Source organism: Janthinobacterium sp. 1L-D-8-B-C4, assembly GCF_057291295.1.
This window is the reverse complement of the sequence record NZ_JBXAVX010000001.1, coordinates 185,666-207,386: the sequence shown is the minus strand read 5'-3', so window position 1 is coordinate 207,386 and position 21,721 is coordinate 185,666. Positions and strand designations below refer to the sequence as shown.

Sequence of the window (21,721 nt, the reverse complement as noted above, 5' to 3'; positions counted from 1 at the left end):
ATCAGCCGTACAGATGCAGCAGTATTTGCACGGCGATGATCTTGACGATGGTCATGCTGGGGAAGATCATGGCATAGCCGAGGTTGGGCCGGTCCGATTTCGCCAGGCGGTTGGCGAACACCAGCACGGCAGGATTGCCGGTGGCACCAGCGGCGATTCCCAGCAATTCGGGAAACGGCAGGCGCAGGAAGAACTTGCCCAGCAATACCACCAAAGCCACCACCACCAGCACCGTGACGGCGCCCAGGGCCAGCATCGGCAAGCCGTCGGCGCCGGCCTGCTGCAGGAACGGCAAGCCTGACGCCATGCCGACCGAGGCGAGGAAGATCGTCAGGCCATAGTTGCGCATGACCAGATTGGCCGACAGCGGCAGGCGCCAGCTGACCTTGCCAATGCGTCCCAGGCGGCCCAGGATCAGCGCCATCACCAGCGGCCCGCCGGCCAGGCCCAGGCTGAACGAGCCGATCCACGGCAAGGGAATTGGCACCAGGCCCAGCAGCACACCGAGCACCATGCCCATGCCCAGCGACACATAGCTGAACTCGGCAGTGGCGGTAATCGAATTGCCGAACAGCTTGCGCACGTCGGCAGCATGGCTGGCCGGCGCGATCACCGTTACCCGGTCGCCGAATTCCAGTGTCAAAAAGGGCTGCGGCAGCACCATGGCGTCGCCACGGCGGATAAAGGCGATCCTGGCGGGGAAATCCTTGAACAGGTCCAGTTCGCCCAGCGGCACGCCGACGATCCCGGCGTCCGAGACGAACACTTCGATGCCGTCGTAATCGCGGCGGTCCTTCATCAGCCGGCCCGGGTCCAGGTGGCCCAGCGCCGCGCGCGCGGCGTCAACCCCGGCCACCGTGCCGGCCACCATCAGCGCGTCACCCACGCCCACCGCCAGGCCGGGATCTGGCAAGCTGTTCTGGTGACCATGGCGCACGCCGATCACCTGCACGCCGGCCAAAGGGCCATCGGCCAGCTCGGACAAGGTAGCGCCCGCCAGCGCATCGCGGTCGATCGCGATTTCAGAGACCACGATAGGCACCGGCGGCGGCGCCAGCACCGGTTTCAAGACACGCCCGGCAAGATACAGGCCCAGCATGGGGCCGACCACGCCGAACGGATACGCCACCGCATAGCCGACGGCCGCATCGCGGTTGCCATGCGACGCTTCGATCGCCGCCTGCAGCGCGGCGGTGCTGGTCATGGCGCCAGCAAATACGCCGCTGGCCATGCGCAGCGAAATATCGATCCACTGCCCGCCCCAGATCGACACGGCCAGTCCGCTCATCACGGCGACAAAGGCGATCAGGTTATGTTTTTGGCCTGCGCCGCGCAGGCCGGCAAAAAACTGCGTGCCGTACTGCACGCCAATGCCATACAGGAACAGCAGCAGGCCAATCGAGCCGACGATAGGCGGCGGCACCGAGCCCGGCGCAAACGCGCCCAGCGCCAGCCCGGCAAACAGCACGCCGCCAACGCCCAGCGAGAAACCAAACACGCTGACACGACCTAGCGCATAGCCCAGGCCGATGACCAGGAACAGCGCCAGGATCGGCGTCGATTCCAACGTATGACGCAATAGTTCGATCATCTTGGCAGTTCCTTACGGTTAAAAGTTGGCAGTGTAGCACTCATGCACGCCTGACAATGCCAGCTTGGCAATCGACAAAAAAATAGCCAAAAAAAAGCCCGCTGCGGGAGCGGGCTGAATCTAATTCCTGTGAGGAGTTAGAGGAGACAGGTGAATGATGACGCATCGCAGCATACAAAGCCAATGATCTGTTGTGATGATAGAAATATGAATTATCTATATCTGAACAAGAAGCAACATTCGGTGAAGCAGAATGGCAGTCGGGACAAACAAGCTACTTTGACACCGAGCGCCAGGCAAAAAAAAGCCCGCTGCGGGAGCGGGCTGAATCTAATTCCTGTGAGGAAGTAGAGGAGACAGGTGAATGATGCCGCATCGCAGCATATTTAGCCAATCATCTTTTCCTATGAGGTTGATATGCAAAATCTATATCTGCTTTTGCTCCATGTCAGGCACTGGCGCGCGCGATCAGCTCATACGGCAAGGGCTCGGGCGCCAGCGGCGCGCCGCCCTCTTCCAGCTCGCCCAGGCGCAATAGAATCGCCTGCGCGGCCAGATAGCCGATGTCGTAGCGCGGCACGCGGATGGTGGTCAGCGCGGGCGTGAGTTTTTCGGAAAACGGAAAATCGCCGAAGCCGGCCACCGCGCACTGCTCGGGAATGCGGATGCCGGCGCGCGCCGCCTCGTAGATGGCGCCGGCGGCCATATTGTCGTTGGCAAAAAACAAGGCATCCGGGCGGTCGGCGCGCGCCATTTGCGCACTGAACACCTCGGCGCCCGCATCCAGCGGCGCGGTGGCGATGGCCTGCACGACCTGTGGCGCCAGGCCCAGTTCACGCATGGTCTCCTCATAGCCCTCGGCGCGCTTGCGGGCGCGGAAGTCGCTGCCGATGCCGCTGTCGACATAGACGATCTTGCGGTAGCCACGGCGATGCAGGTACAAGGTCATGTCGCGCCCGGTGGCGCGGTGCGAGAAACCGATTTGCGGATACGGCCGCTCGGGACGTACGTCCCAGGTTTCGATCACGGGAATTTTAAGACCGGCCAGCAGGGTTTCGGTGGCGGCGCTATGGTCGGCACCCGTCAGCACCAGCGCGCGGGGCGACCAGCCGAGAAAGGCGCGCACCACTTTTTCTTCCGTTTCGATCGAATAATCGTGGGTTGCCAGCAACAGCTGGTAATTATGTTTCGACAAGGTCGTCGACAGGCCTTGGATGGTTTCGGCAAAGATGGAATTCGAGACGCTGGGCACGATGGCGCCGACGATACGCCCTTGCGTGGAGGCCAGACCGCCGGCCGCTTCGTTGCGGATATAGCCCAGCTGGTCGATGGCGCTCTTGATGCGCTCGCGCGTTTCCTGCGACACGCGCTCCGGTTCCTTGAAATAGCGGGACACGGAAATGGCCGATGTCTGCGCCAGCTTGGCGACATCGAACACGGTGCTGCGGCCCAGGCCGCGGCGCTTGCGTACGGGTTCGTTCATGGGGACTGCCTGCTCTGGCGTGTGAGCGCCGGGTTTTGCATGTGCATAAATTCCCATATGGAAATTAGTTAAAAGAAATCATGCCGATAGTGTAATGCCTGTCTGCCTGCGGCAGCACACGGCGCGCATTGTAGCGTCATTAAATCGGTTGACAACGGGGTTCAATTCAAATTATATTTCGCTGTGCTTGCAATGTTAGCGCTAACAAAGACGACATGCAAGACCCGAGACAGCGCCACTGAACAGCCATACGCAGCTGGACAGGCACACGATAAAGGACACACATTGAGCTCCGCCACCTCCCGCCGCACGCTGGAATCGCTGCGCAGCCAGCGCTGGCTGGCCCCCGACGACATGCGTTCGTTCGCCCACCGCCAGCGCCTGCAGCAAATGGGCTTGCGCCGCGAAGAATTCCTCGACCGCCCCGTGATCGCCATCATCAACACCTGGAGCGACCTGTCGCCCTGCCATTCGCATTTGCGCGAGCGGGCCGAGGCCGTCAAGCGCGGCATCCTGCTGGCCGGCGGCTTCCCGGTCGAACTGCCAGCCCTGTCGCTGGGCGAAGTGATGGTCAAGCCGACCACCATGATCTACCGCAATTTCCTGGCGATGGAAACCGAAGAGCTGCTGCGCTCGCTGCCGATCGACGGCGCGGTGCTGCTGGGCGGCTGCGACAAGACCACGCCGGGCATGCTGATGGGCGCCATCAGCATGGATATTCCCGCCATCTTCTGCCCCGCCGGCCCCATGCTCAACGACCGCTACCGTGGCCAGAGCGTGGGCGCGGGCACGCATACCAAGAAATTCTGGGACGACTACGTGGCAGGCGACATCGCCAAGCCCGAATGGATCAAGCTCGAAGCGAAGATGACGCGCTCGCCCGGCACCTGCAATACCATGGGCACGGCCTCGACCATGACGTCGATCGTCGAAGCCATGGGTTTTACGCTGCCCGGCGCGACCAGCATCCCGGCCATGGATTCCAACCATGTGCGCATGGCTTCGCAATGCGGCGAGCGCATCGTCGACATGGTGTGGGAAGACCTGAAACCGTCGCGCTTTTTCACCCGCGCTTCGCTGTCGAACGGCGTGGCGGCGTATATGGCGCTCGGTGGCTCGACCAATGCGGCGATCCACCTGATCGCCATCGCCGGGCGCGCCGGCATGGCGCTGTCGCTCGACGAGATGGATGCGATGGCGCAAAAAGTGCCGGTGATCGCCAATCTGTTCCCGTCCGGCGACAAGCTGATGGAAGACTTTTTCTATGCGGGCGGCATGCCGGCCCTGCTGAAGGAAATCACGCCGCAGCTGGATTTGTCGGCGCTGACCGTCACCGGCCGCAGCCTGGGCGAGAATATCGCCGACGCCGTTTGCCTGGACGACAGCGTGATCCGCAAGGTGTCGCAGCCGGTGGCCGATGGCGCGGCGCTGGCGGTGCTGCGCGGCAATCTGTGCCCGGGCGGCGCCGTCATCAAGCCGTCGGCCGCCAATCCGAAATTCGCCAAACACCGTGGCCGCGCGCTGGTGTTCGATTCGAACGCCGAGATGCTGGCGCAGATCCATGCGCCCGACCTCGACATCGATGAAAACACCGTGCTGATCCTGCGCAACGGCGGCCCGATCGGCGCGCCCGGCATGCCGGAATGGGGCAATCTGCCGGTGCCGAAAAAACTGCTGCAGCAAGGCGTGCGCGACATGGTGCGCATTTCCGACGCGCGCATGAGCGGCACCCACTACGGTACTTGCGTGTTGCACGTGACGCCCGAAGCGGCCGTCGGTGGCCCGCTGGCCCTGGTGCGCAACGGCGACATGATTGAGTTGGACATCGCTGCGCGCAGCCTGAACATGGATGTGCCGGAAGAGGAACTGGCGCGCCGCCGCGCCGCATGGCTGCCGCCGGCGCAGAAATATGCACGCGGCTATACCCGCCTGTACATGGAACACGTGACGCAGGCCGACCAGGGTTGCGACCTCGACTTCTTGCTGGGCAATGCGGCCACGCCCGAGCCGCCGATTTTCTGATTGCCGCCTTACTACATATATATAGAGAGCACAGGATCACCATGGATATATTGAACAACCCCTTCCGCGCCCTGCTGGCGGACCACGCGGTCCCGCTGGGCAGCTGGCTGATGGCCGGCACCCCCGTCACGGCCGAAGCCATGGGCTGCGCCGGCTTCGACTGGCTGGTGCTGGACATGGAACACGTGCCCATCGACTACCAAGACGCCTACCATATCCTGCAGGCGCTGGGCGGCACGCCGGCAGCGCCCGTGGTGCGCCTGGCCTGGAACGACCTGGTGCAGATCAAGCGCGCGCTCGATATCGGCGCCCAGACATTGATGTTCCCATTCGTGGAAACCGCGGATGAGGCGCGCAGCGCCGTGGCCGCCACCCGCTACCCGATGCCGGGCCAGGTGGTCCCCGGCACGCGCGGTTTTGCCGCCGTGCACCGCGCCAGCCGCTACGGCACCGTGGCCGACTATGCGGCGCGTGCCAACGGCGCCGTGTTTTCCATCATCCAGCTGGAAACCCCGGCCGCGCTGGCACAATTGGAAGAGATTGGCGCCGTGGAAGGCGTCGACGCCCTGTTCGTGGGACCCGGCGACCTGTCGGCCAATATGGGCCATATCGGCAATATCGGCCACCCGGCAGTGCAGGCGGCGATTGCCGACGCGGCGCACCGCGCACGCGCCATCGGCAAACCGATCGGCATCGTCGGCCCCACGCCGGAGATGCTGCAAACGTTTATCGGCTACGGCTACGACTTTGTCGCCGTCGCTTCGGACCTGGGCATGATGATGCGCCAGGCCAATGCTTTTATCGCGGCACTCAAACCTTCTTTGGCGAAAACTGTCGAGACGGGCGTGTATTAATTTTCTGTAACAGCATATGGAGCGCGCTCAGACGCGTCATTCGCATTCTTTGGAGACGAGCATGTCAGGTGTAAAACTGGAAAAGGTTGTCAAGAAATATGACAACGGCGTCGAAGTCATTCATGGCATCGACCTGGAAATCAAGAAGGGCGAATTTGTCGTCTTTGTCGGGCCCTCGGGCTGCGGCAAATCGACCCTGATGCGCATGGTGGCGGGCCTGGAATCGATCACCGGCGGCACCATCTCGATCGAGGGGCAAGTGGTGAACGACCTGCCGCCGCGCGAACGCGATATCGCCATGGTGTTCCAGGATTATGCGCTGTACCCGCATAAATCCGTGTTCGATAACCTGGGCTTTGGCCTGAAACTGCGCAACTTTCCGAAGGCGGAAATCGAGCAGCGCGTGCGCGCCGCCGCCGCCATCCTGAAGATCGAGCACTTGCTGGACCGCAAACCGCGCGCCCTGTCCGGCGGCCAGCGCCAGCGCGTGGCCATGGGCCGCGCCATCGTGCGCCAGGCAAGATTGTTCCTGTTCGACGAACCGCTGTCGAACCTGGACGCCCTGCTGCGTTCGGAAATGCGCACGGAAATCAAGAAGCTGCACCAGCGCATCGGCGCCACCACCATCTATGTGACGCATGACCAGGTCGAAGCGATGACCCTGGCCGAGCGCATCGTCGTGCTGTCGGGCGGCAATATCATGCAGGTCGGCACGCCAGACCAGATCTATAACGAGCCGGTATCGAAATTCGTCGCCGGTTTCACAGGTTCGCCACCGATGAATTTTCTTGGCGCCAAGGTCGTGCGCGGCGGCGACGGTCAGACAGAAATCGTGCTGGGCACGGCGCGCCTGGCCCTGCCGCCCGCCGCGCAGTCCGCCTGCGGCAAGCTCGACGGCCGGCAGGTGGAGTTCGGCATCCGTCCGGAAGACATCACGCTCGATGCCGCCGGCCCGGCCAGCGCGCCGTTGACGGCCACGGTGGTGGTGGTCGAGCCGCTGGGCGCCGAAACGCTGGTGATCTTCCAGTGCCAGGGCGGCGAGCTGACGGCGCGTTTGCCGCCCACCTTTGCGCTGGCACCCGGCCAGCAGGTGACGGTGCATCTGAACATGGAAAAATTCCATCTGTTCGACCCGCAGGGCGGCGCGGTGCTGCCATCAAAATAAGCTCGGCACAGTCCGGCATACAAACTCAACAGGAGACACAAACATGCGTATCAAATCCCTCGTGCTGGCGCTAGGCGCCACTTTCGTTCTCGCCAACGGCCTTGCCACCGCCGCCTACGCGCAAACCGTGAAAGTCTTTGTCGGCGGCCAGGAGCGCCCCGAAGTCATGCGCGAACTGTTCGCCAAGTTCATGGCCGCCAATCCCGGCGTCAAGATCGACCTGGAAACGGGCGGCGCCACCTCGGAATTGCAGCAGAAATACCTGAACACGGTGCTGTCGGCCGGCGACTCGACCCTGGACGTGTTCCTGATCGACATCATCCGCCCGGCCCAGTACGCCTCGGCCGGCTGGATCGAAAGCCTGGACAAATACCTGGGCGCCGACCGCGACAAGATCATGGGCCAGTACCTGCCCGCCTACAAGCAGGCCAATATGGTCGACAACAAGGTAGTGGCCCTGCCCGCCTTTGCCGACGCCATGTTTTTGTACTACCGCAAGGACTTGCTGGCCAAATACAAGCTGTCGCCGCCAAAAACCTGGGATGAGCTGGCTACCGTGGCGCGCACCATCCAGGCTGGCGAAAAGAATCCCGAACTGCAGGGCATCAGCTTCCAGGGCAAGGCCATCGAAGGCGCCGTCTGCACCTTTCTGCTGCCGTACTGGAGCCAGGGCGGCGAGCTGATCACCAACGGCAAGCTGAGCCTGGACAAGCCGAAGGCCGAAGCGGGCCTGGCCATGTGGCGCAAGCTGGTCGACCAAGGCGTGGCGAAAAAGAATATCGCCGAAGTGGCGACCGACGACACGCGCAAGGAATTCCAGGCTGGCAATGTGCTTTTCGCCGTCAACTGGGGCTATGCCTGGAATCACTTCCAGGAAGGCGACAGCGGCGTGAAAGACAAGGTCGGCGTGGTCAGCCTGCCAGCCATGGCGGGTGGCAAACCGGCTTCCTGCATCGGCGGCTGGCAGTGGGCCGTGTCGTCGTACTCGAAAAACAAGGAAGCGTCGGCCAAGCTGGTGCGCTGGCTGTCAAGCCCGGAAGTGTCGAAACAGCTGGCGATCAAGGCGTCCAACCTGCCCGTCTACCCATCGGTCTACCAGGACAAGGAAGTGCTGGCCGTCAATGGCTGGTTCGCCGATGCGCTGCCGGTGGTGCAAAGCGCCCGCTCGCGCCCCGTCACGCCACGCTACAGCGAAGTGTCGGAAGCGATCCGCGTCAATACCAATTCGGTAATGGCGGGCGTGAAAACGCCGGCGGCCGGCGTGGCCGAGATCGAAAACCGGGTCAAGCGCATTCTGCGCTAAGGGCCTGCCGCCGCCCGGCCGCCATCAAGACGGCCCGGGCGGCGCACATGCATACGCACCGCAACAGTCGAGGAAAACATGAGGCAACGCTCCCTGAAAAGCCGCATCACGGACCCCAGCGAAACCACGCTGGCCTGGGTCCTGCTGACGCCGGCAATTCTCTTTTTACTGCTGATCGTGGCCTACCCGGTCAGCAAACTGATCTACAACAGCTTTTTCGATATCCGCCTCTCCGGTGGCGGCGTGCCCGCCTTTGTCGGGCTGGACAACTACAAGCTGGCACTGGAAGACAGCCTGTTCTGGAAGTCGCTGAAAAACACCATCATCATCACGGTGGTGACAGTACCGGGCGCGCTGGTGGCGGGCCTGGGCCTGGCCATGCTGGCCAACATGCCGTTCAAATACCGCTGGCCGGTGCGCCTGGCGCTGCTGCTGCCGTGGGCGCTGCCGCTGGCCTTTGTCGGCCTGATCTTCGCGTGGTTCTTCCACAGCGAATACGGCCTGGTGAACGACATCATCCGCCGCATCGACCTGCTGTTCCCGGCCTTGGGATGGCAGCCACAGATCTGGTTCAATTCGCCGGCGCTGACGATGGCCGCCATCTGCATCACCACCATCTGGAAAACCTCGTCGTTCATGGCGCTGATCTTGCTCGCCGGCCTGCAGACCATCCCCGCCTCGCTGTACGAAGCGGCCGAAGTGGACGGCGCCAGCAAATGGAAGCAGTTCACGGAAGTGACCCTGCCACTCCTGGTGCCGTCGATGCTGGTGGCGCTGATCTTCCGTACCCTGACGGCCATCCAGTCGTTCGATATTCCCTACAACATGCCCGGCCCTGGCGACGAGACCAAGACACTGGCCATGTATATCCAGTCCAATACCGTCGACTACCTCGACGTGGGCTATGGCTCGACGCTGGCCGTGTTCATGTTCCTGCTGTCGATGGCCACCACCTTCGTGTACTTGAAATATGTCAGAGGAGACAAAGAATGAGCGGCCTGTTTTCATCGAAGCGCCTGCGCTGGTTCGCCGCCGCGATCGTCATCCTCAACGGCGTCTTCCCCGCCCTGTGGATTCTTTTCACCTCGCTGAAAACCGAGGGCGAGCTGACGCAAAAGCCGATCACCTACTGGCCGCACGAACCGACCATCGGCAATTTCATCTCGGCCTTCCAGGACCAGCCGCTGCTGACGTTTCTCACCAACAGCCTGATCGTGGCCAGCCTGTCGACGTTGCTGAGCCTCTTTATCAGCGCCCTGGCCGCCTATGCGATCGCCCGGTTGCGCCTGCGTTTCCGTGGCCTGATCCTGACCGCCATTATCGGCGTGTCGATGTTCCCGCTGGTGACCCTGATGGTGCCGCTGTTCGAAATCATGCGCAGCCTGGGACTGTTGAATTCGTACTGGGCGCTGGTATTGCCCTACACGGTGCTCAACCTGCCGATCTGCACACTGATGATGGTGAGCTTTTTCCAGGATATTCCGCGCGATATCGAGAACGCGGCCATGCTCGACGGCTGCACCCGCATCAGCGCCCTGTGGCGCATCGTGCTGCCGCTGGCCGCACCGGGCGTGGCGACGGCCGCCATCCTGGCGTTCGTGAATTCGTGGGATGAATTCCTGCTGGCGCTGTCGATGAATTCGGCCGTGGCCTACCGCACCCTGCCGGTCGGCATCCAGCTGTACCAAGGCGAATTCGCCTTCCCGTGGCCGATCATTTCGGCGGCGCTGGTGGTGGCCATCGTGCCGATCGTCGTGCTGATCGTGATCTTCCAGGAAAAGGTCGTCAGCGGCCTGACCTCGGGCGGCTTGAAGGGGTAATGGATGGATCACCGTTCTTCCATCACGCTGGCGCATGGCGACAGCCGCGCCGAACTGCGGCCGGCCACCGGCGGCGCGCTGGCCGGCTGGCGCTGGCGCGGGCGCGACATGCTTCGCCCGGCGCCAGCCACGGCCACGGTGCGGCAGATGGCCTGCTATCCGCTAGTGCCCTATTCGAACCGCATCGGCCACGCGCTGCTCAACGCGCCCGATCAGCGCCACACCCTGCGCGCCAACTTCGCGCCCGAGCCGCACAGCATCCACGGCTTTGGCTGGCAGCGCGCCTGGCAGGTGGTGGCGCGCAGCGGCAACAGCGCCGAGCTGCTGCTGGCGCACACGGCCGACGCCGACTGGCCGTATGCCTGCACGGTGCGGCAGACCGTGGCGCTCGATGACGCTGGGCTGCGCATGAGTTTATCGGTGAGCAACGACGACGCGCGCGCCATGCCGGCCGGCCTGGGATTCCACCCTTACTTTCCGCTGGCGTCCGGCCTGCGCCTGGAAAGCCAGTGGGATGGCCTCTGGCGCGCTGGCGACGACCGCCTGCCACTGGACCTGGCGCCGCAGCCGCAAAGTTCACCCTTTGCCACGCCGCAGCCGGTGGCCGGCTGGCAGGCGGACGACTGCTACAGCGGCTGGAGCGGCAGCGCCAGCCTGCACTACCCGGACTACGTGCTGCGCATGTCGGCCAGCGACAACTGCCGCCACCTGGTGTGCTTTGCGCCGAACGACGAACGCAACTTTATCGCCATCGAACCGGTCACGCAGGCGAATGACGCGTTTGCGCTGGCCGCGCGCGGCGCCAAAGACACCGGCATGCGCCTGCTGGCGCCGGGCGAGAGCCTGTCGATCGCCATGCGGTTGGCCGTCGAGGAGACACAACATGCGTGAATGGCAAGCCACACTGGTGCTCGACGCGCGCGCCGAGCTGGCCGAATGCCCGCTGTGGAGCGTGGCCGAGCAGTGCCTGTACTGGATCGATATCGCCGGCCGGCGCCTGCACCGCTACGATCCGGCAACTGGCCTTGACCGCGTCTGGTGGGTGCCGTGCGAGCCGGGCTGCATCGCCCTGGCCGATGGTGGCGGCCTGGTGGCGGCACTGCGCGACGGCTTTTACCGTTTTTATCCGGAGCAGTCACGTTTGCACAAGCTGGCCGACGCACCGTATGACACCACCGACATGCGCTTTAACGACGGCCGCTGCGATGCGTCCGGCCGCTTCTGGGCCGGCGCCATGTACCAGCCGCGCACCAGCGAACAGGCGGCCATGTTCTGCCTCGAACAAGGCACGGTGCGTCCGGGCTGGGGCCCTCAGGATAGTCCAGAGCAGAACTTCGGCGTAAAAGTGAGCAACGGCCTGGCCTTCACGGCGGACGGCAGCGCGCTGTTCCAGTCCGATACGCCCAATCACGTGATCTACCGTTTCGGCTTTGACACCGCGACCGGCCAGGTGGGCGAGCGCAGCGTGTTCGCGCGCCTGCCGGCGAAAGGCGAGGAAGCCGTGTATGGCGGCCGGCCCGACGGCGCCACCATCGATATGGAGGGCTGCTACTGGAGCGCGCAGTACGAGGGCGGGCGCGTGCTGCGCTTTTCGCCCGACGGCGAGATCATCGGCGTGGTGCACGTGCCCGTGACGCGCCCGACCATGGTCGCCTTTGGCGGCGCCGACCTGCGCACCCTGTATATCACCAGCGCGCGCGAAGGCGCGACTGAAGAAGAACTGGCGCGCCAGCCCCGGGCCGGCGGCATCTTTGCCGTGCGCCTGGACGTGGCGGGCCGCCCCGAACCGTTGTACCGCGATGCGGATACGCACAAGGAACCATCATGAACACCATTACTCTCTACCCAAGCCTGCAGGACCGCGTGGTCTTTGTCTCGGGCGGCGGCTCCGGCATCGGCGCCTCGCTGGTCGAACACTTCGCGCTGCAGGGCGCGCAGGTCGCGTTTTGCGATATCGACCGCGACGCCAGCGATGCGCTGGTGGCCCGCATGGCGCCGTTGTCGCGCCATGCGCCACATTTTGTCTACAGCGATATCCGCGATATTCCCGCCTACCAGACCAGCCTGGCGGACGTCGAAGCGCGCTTCGGCGCCATCCGCGTGCTGGTCAACAACGCCGGCCGCGACGACCGCCATACGCTGGCCGAATTGACGCCCGACTACTGGGACAACTGCCTGGCCTTGAACCTGAAACACCATGTGTTCGCGATCCAGCAGGTGGCGCCCGGCATGGCGGCGGCCGGTGGCGGCGCCATCATCAACCTCGGCTCGATCTCTTGGATGCGCGGCCGGCCCAACCTGGTCGGCTACACCACGGCCAAGGCGGGCATCGCCGGCCTGTCGCGCACCCTGGCGCGCGAACTGGGCGAACAGAATATCCGCGTCAACGCCATCGCCCCGGGCGCCATCGCCACCGACCGCCAGGCCGCCCTGTGGCGCGACCCCGAGGAAGACCGTCGTTTCATCGAACTGCAATGCCTGAAATACCGGCTCGATCCCGGCCACGTGGCGCGCACGGCGCTGTTCCTGGCGGCCGACGATTCGAACGGCATCACGGGCCAGAACATCATCGTCGACGCGGGCCTGGCGCAGGTATCCGTCACCGGCTAAGCCGCATCCCACCATTCAAGGAGATTTCTCATGTTGAACCTGCAAGACGCAAGCCTGTTGAAACAGCAATGCCTGATCGATGGCGTATGGTGCGACGCCGATGACGGCGCCACCATCAACGTTACCAACCCGGCCACCGGCGACATCATCGCCACCGTGCCGCGTATGGGGGCTGCCGAAACGCGGCGCGCCATCGCCGCCTCGCACGCGGCCTTCAAGCTGTGGCGCAAGGAAACCGTCAAGGCGCGCGCCGCCGTGCTGCGCGCCTGGCACGCCTTGATATTGCAGCACGCCGACGACCTGGCGCTGATCTTGACGAGCGAACAAGGCAAGTCGCTGGCGGAAGCCAAGGGCGAGATCGTCTCGAACGCGGCCTACCTGGAATGGTTTGCCGAGGAAGGCAAGCGCGCCTATGGCGACGTGATCGCGCCGCCGTCGAACGACAAACGCATCGTTGTCATCAAGCAGCCGATCGGCGTGTGCGCGGCGATTACGCCGTGGAATTTCCCGAACGGCATGATCACGCGCAAGGCGGGACCGGCCCTGGCCGCCGGCTGCGCCATGGTGCTGAAGCCGGCCTCGCAAACGCCGCTGTCGGCACTGGCCCTGGGCGAACTGGCGCTGCGCGCCGGCGTGCCGCCCGGCGTGTTCAATGTGGTAACGGGCGCCGCGCAGGCGATCGGCACCGAGCTGTGCCACAACAACCTGGTGCGCAAGATCACGTTTACGGGTTCCACCGAAGTGGGCGCCTGGCTGTCGCGCGAGGCGGCCGGCACCATCAAGAAGCTGTCGCTGGAACTGGGCGGCAATGCGCCCTTTATCGTCTTCGAGGACGCGGATATCGATGCGGCCGTCGATGGCGTGTTGATGTCGAAATACCGCAACAGCGGCCAGACCTGTGTCTGCGCCAACCGCATCTACGTGCAGGACGGCATCTACGATGATTTTGCGGCCCGCCTGGTGGCCAAGGTGGAACAGCTGAAACTCGGTAACGGGCTTGAGGCGGGCGTGACGCAAGGCCCGCTGATCGACGAGAACGCCGTGCGCAAGATCGAGCAGCATGTGGCCGACGCGCTGGCCAAGGGCGGCAAGCTGGCCATCGGCGGCAAGCGCCATGCGCTGGGCGGCAGCTTTTTCGAGCCGACCGTGGTGCTGGACGCGAACAGCACCATGCTGGTGGCGCGCGAGGAAACCTTCGCCCCGCTGGCGCCGCTGTTCCGCTTCAGCACCGAAGAAGAAGTGATCGCACTGGCGAACGACACCGAGTTCGGCCTGGCCGGCTATTTCTACAGCCGCGACCTGGGCCGCGTCTGGCTCGTGGCCGAAGAGCTGGAAGTGGGCATGGTCGGCATCAATACGGGCATGATCGCCAACGAAATGGCGCCGTTCGGCGGCGTCAAGCATTCGGGCATGGGCCGCGAAGGGTCGCACTACGGCATGGACGACTTCCTCGATATCAAATATCTGTGCATGGGAGGAATCTGATTTGATTTGATTTGATATAGCGCCGCCCGCAGGGGCGGCGGCAACACCGCAGCAGGCAGGGATCACCAGCATCATCCATATAAAAAATACAGGAGACAAGATCATGCAAACCACCATCCGCAAGACCACTTTGGCCACGGCCATCACCGCCCTCTTCTTTGCGGCGCCATTTGTTAGCGCTAACGTGCGTGCCGACGAGCTCAGCGACATGAAGGCCATGCTGGCCCAGTTGCAGGAAAGAGTGGCGCAGATGGAAGCCAAGGCCGCCCAGCCAGCGCCAGCCACCACCGCCATGGCGCCGGCGGTGGCAGCGGCAACACCGGCAAAGTCCGCCACCGGTTTCAACTGGAAGCTGTACGGCCGTGGCGATATCGGCTACACCGTCTCGCGCGGCAAGGACGCCAGCGGGCGCCAGCTGACCAACCACCGTTTGAACCAGGGCGAGATGGCCAGCCGCCTGGGCCTCACCGGTTCGTGGGTCTTCAGCGACGAATACAAGGCCATCTTCGGCGTCGAGACGGGCTTGAACCTGTTCAACGGCAACGCCGGCGGCGGCACGCAGAACAACACCAGCTCGTCGGTGCTGTTCAACCGGGGCTCCACGGTCGGTTTCGCCTCGACCACCTGGGGTTCGATCGAAGGCGGCACCATGTATATGGCGCCGTTCTGGGTCTCGCTGGGCGCCGACCTGGCCTCGGCCCACAACTATGGCGCGAACGACTTCAGCGCGCTGTTTTCGCTGACCCGCCCCGAGTCCCTGGGCCGCTATCTGAAAGACCCCGTCACCGACAACGCCAGCAAGACCACCAGCCTGGCCGGCAACAACTCGGGCACCGCCCTGTTCTACGGCAATGCCCTGCGCTACCGCAGCCCGACCTACAATAACTTCTCGGCCGAAGTGTCGTATTCGGCTGGCCAGCAGGCGTCATCCGCCACCGACCTGGAAGACGACGGCCGCAGCTGGGCCGCCAACCTGCTGTACAAGAAGGACAATCTGTTCCTCGGCTACGCCCACATGGACTACCAGCAGAGCAACGATATCAGCACGGCGGCAAGCAGCAATTTCGTCAAGCGCAACCAGGTCACCGACATCGTCGGCGCGCGTTACAAGTGGAACGACTTTACCCTCGGCGGCTCCTACACCTCGTATCGCGTATCGAACGCGGGCGGTTACGGCGCCGACGCGTTCGGCGTCTCGGGCGCGTACGACCTGGGCAAGCACCGCATCGAAGGCAGCCTGGCGCAGATCAGCTATGACGGCGCCAACAGCCGCGGCGCGTTCGGCGCCAATACGGGCGACGGCGTCGGCAAGCCGAAGTCGACCGCCTACTCGCTGGGCTATCTGTACAACTTCCAGCCGACCCTGTCGTTCTATGCCTACGCCACCCGCATCAAGAATAATGAGCATGCCAAACTGGGCGTATTGCAGTTCCGCGGGGACAATAACTATTTTGGCTACAGCCCGGTCGAACTGACCGCCGGCATGTTCCTCGTCTTTTAATTATCAGGAGTAGCTCGACATGCAGTTCACACTAGATCAGGAAAACGACGGCCTCGCGCTGCGCTGCGCGGGACGTTTGCTGCTACGCCACGCTGTGCAGGCGCCGTGTCTGTTCGTCGGCCAGGGCCGCGAACGGATGGATATGTACCGCGGCAATTTCGACATCGAAGACTATGTCGAAGAACGCACCGCCCTGCGCCACCTGGCGATCACGCAAGACGAACAAGGCGCGCTGCTGGCCTTTGCGCGCCATGCCGGCGACGCGCCGCAACTGGTGCTGCGGGTGCAGCCGCAGCCGCATGGCCTGCACCTGGTGGTGCAGCACGCGGCGCCGGGCTGGAACCGGCTGTGGCTGCGCCTGCCCGCCGAACACGATGAACACGTGTGGGGCTGCGGCGAGCAGATGTCCTACTTCGACCTGCGCGGGCGCCACTTTCCGCTGTGGACCTCGGAGCCGGGTGTGGGCCGCGACAAGTCGACTCACCTAACCTGGCAGGCCGACGTGACGGCCAAGTCGGGCGGCGACTACTACCACACCAACTACCCGCAGCCGAGCTTCATCTCCTCGCAGCGCTACTGCCTGCATGCCGAGACGACGGCTTATGCCGACTTCGATTTCCGCCATGCCGATTTCCACGAGCTGCAGTTCTGGGCCATGCCCGAGCGCCTGGAATTCATGCTGGCCGATTCCTTCGTCGACCTGGTCGGCGTGGTGTCGCAGCGCTTCGGCCGCCAGCCGCGCCTGCCGGCCTGGCTGCAGAATGGCGCCATGCTGGGCATGAAAGGCGGCGAAGACCATGCGCGCACCATCCTCGCGCAAGCGAAGCAGCACGGCCTGGCGGTCAGCGCCCTGTGGTGCGAAGACTGGGTGGGCCTGCGCCAGACCTCGTTCGGCAAGCGGCTGTTCTGGGACTGGCGCTGGCAGCCGCAGCGCTACCCGGACCTGAAAAACTGGATCGCCGACCTGGCGAAGGAGGACATCCGCTTCCTCGGCTACGTCAACCCTTACCTGTGCAACGACGGCACGCTGTACCGGGAAGCGCTGGAAAAAGGCTTGCTGGCCACCAGTATGGACGGCGGCGCCTACCTGGTCGACTTCGGCGAATTCGATTGCGGCGTGGTCGACTTCACCAACCCCGCCGCCGCGCAGTGGTTCGAAGAGCGCGTGCTGCGCCAGGAAATGCTCGATTTTGGTTTGTCCGGCTGGATGGCCGACTTCGGCGAATACCTGCCGATCGACTTGCGCCTGCACAATGGCGTCGACGCGCGCCTGATGCACAACGCCTGGCCGACCCTGTGGGCCGAAGTCAATGCGCGCGCCATCGAAGCGGCCGGCAAGACCGGCGACGCCACCTTCTTCATGCGCGCCGGTTATACGGGAGTGCAGGCGCACTGCCCGCTGCTGTGGGCTGGCGACCAGTCGGTCGACTTCAGCCGCCACGACGGCTTGCAGACGGTGATCTGCGGCGCGCTGTCGTCCGGTTTGCTCGGCAACGCCTACCACCACAGTGATATCGGCGGCTACACGAGCTTGTTCGGCAACCTGCGCACGGCCGAGCTGTTCCAGCGCTGGACCGAGATGGCGGTGTTTACCTCGATGATGCGCACCCATGAAGGCAACCGTCCGGACGAGAACTTCCAGTTCTACCAGGACGAACAGGTGTTTGCCCATTTTGCCCGCATGACGCGGCTGCACGTGGCGCTGGCGCCCACCATCGCCGCCCTGGCCGACGAGGCGGTCACGCTGGGCTTGCCGCTGCAGCGCCCGCTGTTCCTGCACTACGAGCATGACCGCGCCACCTACGCCATCCAGGATCAATATCTGTTCGGCCCCGACCTGCTGGTGGCGCCCGTGCACGCGGCCGGCGCCACGCGCTGGAGCGCCTACCTGCCACAGGGCGACGCCTGGGTGCATTTGTGGAGCGGCGCCGTGTTCGACGGCGGCCAGCGCGTGGAAGTGGCGGCGCCCATCGGCCAGCCACCGGTGTTCGTGCGCCAGGGTTGCGCGCAGCAGGTGTTTTTCCTGTCGCTGGCAAATTGATGGGGATAGTGCCGCACCTGCTGTTCCTGGCCTGCGTGGCGCTGGCCAGCTATGCGCAGAACCTGACCGGTTTCGCCTTCGGCCTGATCCTGCTGGGCCTCACCGCCGTGCTGCACCTGGCCAGCCTTGGCGACGTGGCCAATGTGGTCAGCGTGCTGGTGCTGGTGAATGCGGCCATCACCTTCGGCCGCAGCAAGCCGCAGCTGGCGTGGCCGGTGTTCGCGCCGTCGCTGGCCTGCAGCCTGGTCGGCGTGGGCGCCGGTGTGGCGCTGCTGGGCTGGTTCAGCGCGCAGCAGGTCAGCCTGCTGCGTTTTTTGCTTGGCTGCGCCATCATCGTCTGCGCATTCCTGCTGGTGCTGCGCGCCAGCGCGCGCACAACCCAGTCCGGCCTGCCGTCGTTTTTGTTCTTCAGCGGGGTCTCCGGCGTGATGGGCGGCCTGTTCGCCAGCGCCGGCCCGCCGATGGTGTATCACCTGTACCGCCAGCCGTGGCCGGCCGACATGATACGCCACTCGCTGATCGTGCTGTTTGCCGCCAACGCCGTGCTGCGTTTGGCGCTGGTCCTGGCGCATGGCAAGTTCAGCATGACTGGCGTGTGGCTGACCGTCGAAGCGCTGCCGGTGGTGATGGGGCTGACCTGGCTGGCCCGCCGCTATCCGTCACGCCTGCCGGTACAACAAGTACGGCGCGCCGTGTTCGTGCTGCTGCTGGTCGCGGGCCTGGCGCTGGTGCTGCCGCCGGTGCTGGCGCTGTTCCATTGAATCATCCATCTTTTAAACTATCGAGTCCTTCATGTCCGCATCCCGCTTTACCTCCCTGCCCCCTGACTGCGACCTGCTGGTCGTCGGCGGCGGCATCAATGGCGCCGGCATCGCGCGCGACGCGGCCGGCCGTGGCCTGCGCGTGGTGCTGTGCGAACAGCACGACCTGGCGCAGCACACTTCGTCGGCCTCCACCAAGCTGATACACGGCGGCCTGCGCTACCTCGAATATTATGAATTCAAGCTGGTGCGCAAGGCGCTGCAGGAACGCGAAGTGCTGCTGCGCGCCGCGCCGCACATCATGTGGCCGATGCGTTTCGTGATGCCGCACGACGCCGCCCAGCGCCCGGCCTGGCTGATACGCGCCGGCCTGTTCCTGTACGACCACCTGGCCAAACGCGCCTTTTTGCCCGCCTCGCAGGCGATCACCCTGGCCAGGCACGCGGCCGGCGCGCCGCTCAAACCGGGCTACCGCAAGGGCTTCGTGTATTCCGACGGCTGGGTCGACGACGCCAGGCTGGTGGTGCTCAACGCGCTGGCCGCGCAAGAACACGGCGCGCACATCCTCACGCGCACCGCCTGCGTCGACGCACGCCGCGATGGCGATGGCTGGCAGGCCACCCTGCAAGGTCCCGACGGCCAGCGCAGTGGCCTGCGCGCACGCGCCATCGTCAATGCGGCCGGGCCGTGGACGGCGCAGTTTGCCGGCGCGGCCGGCGGCGGCAAGACGCAAGGGCTGCGCCTGATCAAGGGTAGCCACATCATCGTGCCGCGCCTGTTCGAGCATCCGAACGCGTATATTTTCCAGAACCCGGACCAGCGCATCATCTTCGCGATTCCATACCAGGACGATTACACCCTGATCGGCACCACCGACGAGGAATACAAGGGCGACGTCGCCCAGGTAAAAATCAGCGGCGATGAAATCGCCTATCTGTGCCAGGCCGCCAATCGCTATTTCCAGCGCGAGATCAGCCCGGCCGACGTGGTCTGGACCTATTCCGGCGTGCGCCCGCTGCTCGACGACAGCGCCCGGGATGCGTCGGCCGTCACGCGCGACTACCTGCTGGAAGTGGCGCACGGCGATTCCGCCACAGGTGCGCCGCTGCTCAATATCTGGGGCGGCAAGATCACCACCTACCGCAAGCTGGCCGAAGAGGCGATGGCGCTGCTGGCGCCCTTGCTGGCCAACACCCAGCCCGCCTGGACCGCCAATGCGCCGCTGCCGGGCGGCGACCTGCAGCAAGCCGGCCAACTGGTCGAGCGCCATGATTTCGACGGTTTCCTGGCCCGCTTCCAGCAGGCGCACCCTTGGTTGCCGCCCAAGCTGGCGCACCGCTACGCGCGCGCCTACGGCAGCCGCGCCACGCGTTTGCTGACAGGCGCAAGCGCGATGGCGGACCTGGGCACGGAACTGGCACCGGGCCTGTACGAAGCCGAAGCGTGCTACCTGGTCGAAGTGGAATGGGCGAAGAGCTGCGACGATATCCTGTGGCGGCGCAGCAAACTGGGCCTGCGCTGCCAGCCGGCCGACGTGGCGCGCCTGCGGCAGTGGCTGGACCTGCACCTGGCGCAGCAGGTGGCGGCATGACTTATCTGCTGGCCCTCGACCAGGGCACCTCCAGTTCGCGCAGCATGGTCTTCGACGAAGCAGGCACCATCGTCGGCGTGGCGCAGCGCGAATTTCGCCAGCTGTTTCCGCAGCCGGGCTGGATCGAACACGATCCGATGGAAATCTGGCACAGCCAGCTCGCGACCAGCCGCGAGGTGCTGCACAAGGCCGGTTTGACGGCCTCGGACCTGGGCGCGCTGGGCATCACCAACCAGCGCGAAACAACGGTGGTGTGGGACCGCGCCACCGGCGAACCGGTCTACAACGCCATCGTCTGGCAGGACCGGCGCACCGAGGCGCTGTGCGACCGCCTGCGCGAGCGGGGCCTGGCAGGCGCCATCCATGCCAAGACTGGGCTGGTGCTCGACCCCTATTTTTCCGGCACCAAGCTGCGCTGGATACTCGACCAGGTGCCCGGCGTGCGCACGCGCGCCATGCGCGGCGAACTGGCCTTCGGCACCATCGACGCCTGGCTCGCTTGGCAGATGACGGGCGGGCGCCTGCACGTCACCGACGTGACCAACGCCTCGCGCACCATGCTGTGGAATATCCATGAAGGCTGCTGGGATGTGCAGCTGCTCGACTGGCTGGGCATCCCCGCCAGTCTGTTGCCGGCCGTCCATCCGTCCAGCCATGTGTATGGCGAAACCGATGCCGACATGCTGGGCAGCCCGGTGCTGATCGGCGGCATCGCCGGCGACCAGCAATCGGCGCTGTTCGGCCAGACTTGCTTCCAGCCCGGCATGGCCAAGAACACCTATGGCACCGGCTGCTTCCTGCTGCTCAACACGGGCGTGCAATGCGCGCAATCGCGGCATGGCCTGATCAGCACTGCCGCCTGCCAGGTGGGTGAGCAAGCGGCCTATGCGCTCGAAGGCAGCGTGTTTATCGGCGGCGCCGTGGTGCAGTGGCTGCGCGACGGCCTGGGGGCCATCGGCCATGCCGGCGAAGCGGAAAGCCTGGCCGCCTCGGTGCCCGATTCGGGCGGCGTGGTGTTCGTGCCCTCGTTTACGGGACTGGGCGCGCCCTACTGGGTGCCATCGGCCAAGGGCGCCATCCTGGGCCTGAGCCGCGGCAGCACGGTGGGCCATATCGCGCGCGCAGCGCTCGAAGCGATCGCCTTCCAGAGCTCCGCCCTGCTGCAGGCCATGACGCGCGACGCGCAAGCGCCGATCACCGAACTGCGCGTCGACGGCGGCGCCTGCGCCAACAACCTGCTGCTGCAATTCCAGGCCGACCTGCTGGGCATCCCGGTGGTGCGCCCGCAAGTGATCGAAACGACGGCCCTGGGCGCGGCCTACCTGGCCGGCCTGGCGATCGGCCAGTATCGCGGCACCGATGAACTGGCGGCGCAATGGCGCGTGGAAAGAACTTTTCTACCCACCATCGGCCGCGACCAGGCCGACGAGCGGATGCGGCAATGGGAAACGGCGGTGCGGCACACCACCGAGCGCCGGGAATGAACCGGAATCG

At 64.7% G+C, this 21,721-nt stretch carries 17 protein-coding genes; 15 read left to right on the top strand and 2 right to left on the bottom strand.

The features are described from left to right. Position 1: 1 nt before the first annotated feature. Both AC0Z42_RS00950 and AC0Z42_RS00945 read right to left on the bottom strand, forming a co-directional pair. Positions 2-1,591: an aspartate:alanine exchanger family transporter gene (locus tag AC0Z42_RS00950; RefSeq protein WP_485466352.1), complete on the bottom strand. Its 1,590-nt coding sequence runs from the start codon at positions 1,589-1,591 to the stop codon at positions 2-4. Positions 1,592-2,039: 448 nt separating this feature from the next. Further along, complete coding sequence (locus AC0Z42_RS00945; RefSeq protein WP_485466351.1) at positions 2,040-3,074, bottom strand: LacI family DNA-binding transcriptional regulator; 1,035 nt, start codon at positions 3,072-3,074, stop codon at positions 2,040-2,042. A 354-nt stretch (positions 3,075-3,428) separates the two neighbouring features. On the opposite strand from AC0Z42_RS00945, the gene araD reads away from it, so the two are divergent. The 15 genes from araD (at position 3,429) to glpK (ending at position 21,711) form a co-directional block, all read left to right on the top strand. Continuing rightward, on the top strand, positions 3,429-5,096 hold the full coding sequence (araD, locus tag AC0Z42_RS00940) for an L-arabinonate dehydratase (protein WP_485466766.1): 1,668 nt from the start codon (positions 3,429-3,431) through the stop codon (positions 5,094-5,096). A gap of 41 nt (positions 5,097-5,137) precedes the next feature. Next, positions 5,138-5,950 (top strand): HpcH/HpaI aldolase family protein, encoded by an 813-nt coding sequence (locus AC0Z42_RS00935; protein WP_485466350.1) that lies wholly within the window; start codon positions 5,138-5,140, stop codon positions 5,948-5,950. Between the two features lie 61 nt (positions 5,951-6,011). Next, positions 6,012-7,115 (top strand): ABC transporter ATP-binding protein, encoded by a 1,104-nt coding sequence (locus tag AC0Z42_RS00930; protein WP_485466349.1) that lies wholly within the window; start codon positions 6,012-6,014, stop codon positions 7,113-7,115. Positions 7,116-7,158: 43 nt separating this feature from the next. Continuing rightward, the gene (locus AC0Z42_RS00925; RefSeq protein WP_485466348.1) at positions 7,159-8,418 is read left to right on the top strand and encodes an ABC transporter substrate-binding protein; all 1,260 of its coding nucleotides are present in this window, start codon (positions 7,159-7,161) and stop codon (positions 8,416-8,418) included. A 78-nt stretch (positions 8,419-8,496) separates the two neighbouring features. Next, positions 8,497-9,411 (top strand): carbohydrate ABC transporter permease, encoded by a 915-nt coding sequence (locus tag AC0Z42_RS00920; protein WP_485466347.1) that lies wholly within the window; start codon positions 8,497-8,499, stop codon positions 9,409-9,411. After that, on the top strand, positions 9,408-10,238 hold the full coding sequence (locus AC0Z42_RS00915; RefSeq protein ID WP_485466346.1) for a carbohydrate ABC transporter permease: 831 nt from the start codon (positions 9,408-9,410) through the stop codon (positions 10,236-10,238). Before AC0Z42_RS00920 ends, AC0Z42_RS00915 begins: the two co-directional genes overlap by 4 nt. A 3-nt stretch (positions 10,239-10,241) precedes the next feature. Beyond that, positions 10,242-11,129 carry an aldose 1-epimerase gene (locus tag AC0Z42_RS00910; protein ID WP_485466345.1) on the top strand — a complete coding sequence of 296 codons (888 nt, stop codon included), beginning with the start codon at positions 10,242-10,244 and terminating at the stop codon, positions 11,127-11,129. Further along, on the top strand, positions 11,122-12,066 hold the full coding sequence (locus AC0Z42_RS00905; RefSeq protein WP_485466344.1) for an SMP-30/gluconolactonase/LRE family protein: 945 nt from the start codon (positions 11,122-11,124) through the stop codon (positions 12,064-12,066). The genes AC0Z42_RS00910 and AC0Z42_RS00905 overlap by 8 nt, the downstream gene beginning before the upstream one ends. Continuing rightward, entirely contained in the window at positions 12,063-12,848 is a 786-nt protein-coding gene (locus AC0Z42_RS00900) for an SDR family NAD(P)-dependent oxidoreductase (RefSeq protein WP_485466343.1), read from the top strand. Before AC0Z42_RS00905 ends, AC0Z42_RS00900 begins: the two co-directional genes overlap by 4 nt. A 30-nt stretch (positions 12,849-12,878) precedes the next feature. After that, on the top strand, positions 12,879-14,333 hold the full coding sequence (locus AC0Z42_RS00895) for an NAD-dependent succinate-semialdehyde dehydrogenase (RefSeq protein WP_485466342.1): 1,455 nt from the start codon (positions 12,879-12,881) through the stop codon (positions 14,331-14,333). Positions 14,334-14,436: 103 nt separating this feature from the next. Next, positions 14,437-15,834: a porin gene (locus AC0Z42_RS00890; protein WP_485466341.1), complete on the top strand. Its 1,398-nt coding sequence runs from the start codon at positions 14,437-14,439 to the stop codon at positions 15,832-15,834. Between the two features lie 19 nt (positions 15,835-15,853). Beyond that, complete coding sequence (locus AC0Z42_RS00885; protein WP_485466340.1) at positions 15,854-17,875, top strand: alpha-glucosidase; 2,022 nt, start codon at positions 15,854-15,856, stop codon at positions 17,873-17,875. Then, positions 17,875-18,636, top strand: coding sequence for a TSUP family transporter (locus tag AC0Z42_RS00880; protein WP_485466339.1), 762 nt, complete (start codon positions 17,875-17,877; stop codon positions 18,634-18,636). Before AC0Z42_RS00885 ends, AC0Z42_RS00880 begins: the two co-directional genes overlap by 1 nt. A 31-nt stretch (positions 18,637-18,667) precedes the next feature. Then, positions 18,668-20,227, top strand: a complete 1,560-nt coding sequence (gene glpD, locus AC0Z42_RS00875) for a glycerol-3-phosphate dehydrogenase (protein WP_485466338.1) — start codon at positions 18,668-18,670, stop codon at positions 20,225-20,227. Next, positions 20,224-21,711 carry a glycerol kinase GlpK gene (gene glpK, locus AC0Z42_RS00870; RefSeq protein ID WP_485466337.1) on the top strand — a complete coding sequence of 496 codons (1,488 nt, stop codon included), beginning with the start codon at positions 20,224-20,226 and terminating at the stop codon, positions 21,709-21,711. Before glpD ends, glpK begins: the two co-directional genes overlap by 4 nt. Positions 21,712-21,721: the final 10 nt, after the last annotated feature.

Coding starts and splice junctions, on each gene's coding strand:
- AC0Z42_RS00900 (WP_485466343.1), top strand. CDS start 12,063: ATGAACACCATTACTCTCTACCCAAGCCTGCAGGACCGCGTGGTCTTT.
- AC0Z42_RS00950 (WP_485466352.1), bottom strand. CDS start 1,591: ATGATCGAACTATTGCGTCATACGTTGGAATCGACGCCGATCCTGGCG.
- AC0Z42_RS00880 (WP_485466339.1), top strand. CDS start 17,875: ATGGGGATAGTGCCGCACCTGCTGTTCCTGGCCTGCGTGGCGCTGGCC.
- AC0Z42_RS00885 (WP_485466340.1), top strand. CDS start 15,854: ATGCAGTTCACACTAGATCAGGAAAACGACGGCCTCGCGCTGCGCTGC.
- AC0Z42_RS00920 (WP_485466347.1), top strand. CDS start 8,497: ATGAGGCAACGCTCCCTGAAAAGCCGCATCACGGACCCCAGCGAAACC.
- AC0Z42_RS00905 (WP_485466344.1), top strand. CDS start 11,122: ATGCGTGAATGGCAAGCCACACTGGTGCTCGACGCGCGCGCCGAGCTG.
- AC0Z42_RS00925 (WP_485466348.1), top strand. CDS start 7,159: ATGCGTATCAAATCCCTCGTGCTGGCGCTAGGCGCCACTTTCGTTCTC.
- AC0Z42_RS00895 (WP_485466342.1), top strand. CDS start 12,879: ATGTTGAACCTGCAAGACGCAAGCCTGTTGAAACAGCAATGCCTGATC.
- AC0Z42_RS00890 (WP_485466341.1), top strand. CDS start 14,437: ATGCAAACCACCATCCGCAAGACCACTTTGGCCACGGCCATCACCGCC.
- AC0Z42_RS00930 (WP_485466349.1), top strand. CDS start 6,012: ATGTCAGGTGTAAAACTGGAAAAGGTTGTCAAGAAATATGACAACGGC.
- glpD (WP_485466338.1), top strand. CDS start 18,668: ATGTCCGCATCCCGCTTTACCTCCCTGCCCCCTGACTGCGACCTGCTG.
- araD (WP_485466766.1), top strand. CDS start 3,429: ATGCGTTCGTTCGCCCACCGCCAGCGCCTGCAGCAAATGGGCTTGCGC.
- AC0Z42_RS00915 (WP_485466346.1), top strand. CDS start 9,408: ATGAGCGGCCTGTTTTCATCGAAGCGCCTGCGCTGGTTCGCCGCCGCG.
- AC0Z42_RS00910 (WP_485466345.1), top strand. CDS start 10,242: ATGGATCACCGTTCTTCCATCACGCTGGCGCATGGCGACAGCCGCGCC.
- AC0Z42_RS00935 (WP_485466350.1), top strand. CDS start 5,138: ATGGATATATTGAACAACCCCTTCCGCGCCCTGCTGGCGGACCACGCG.
- AC0Z42_RS00945 (WP_485466351.1), bottom strand. CDS start 3,074: ATGAACGAACCCGTACGCAAGCGCCGCGGCCTGGGCCGCAGCACCGTG.
- glpK (WP_485466337.1), top strand. CDS start 20,224: ATGACTTATCTGCTGGCCCTCGACCAGGGCACCTCCAGTTCGCGCAGC.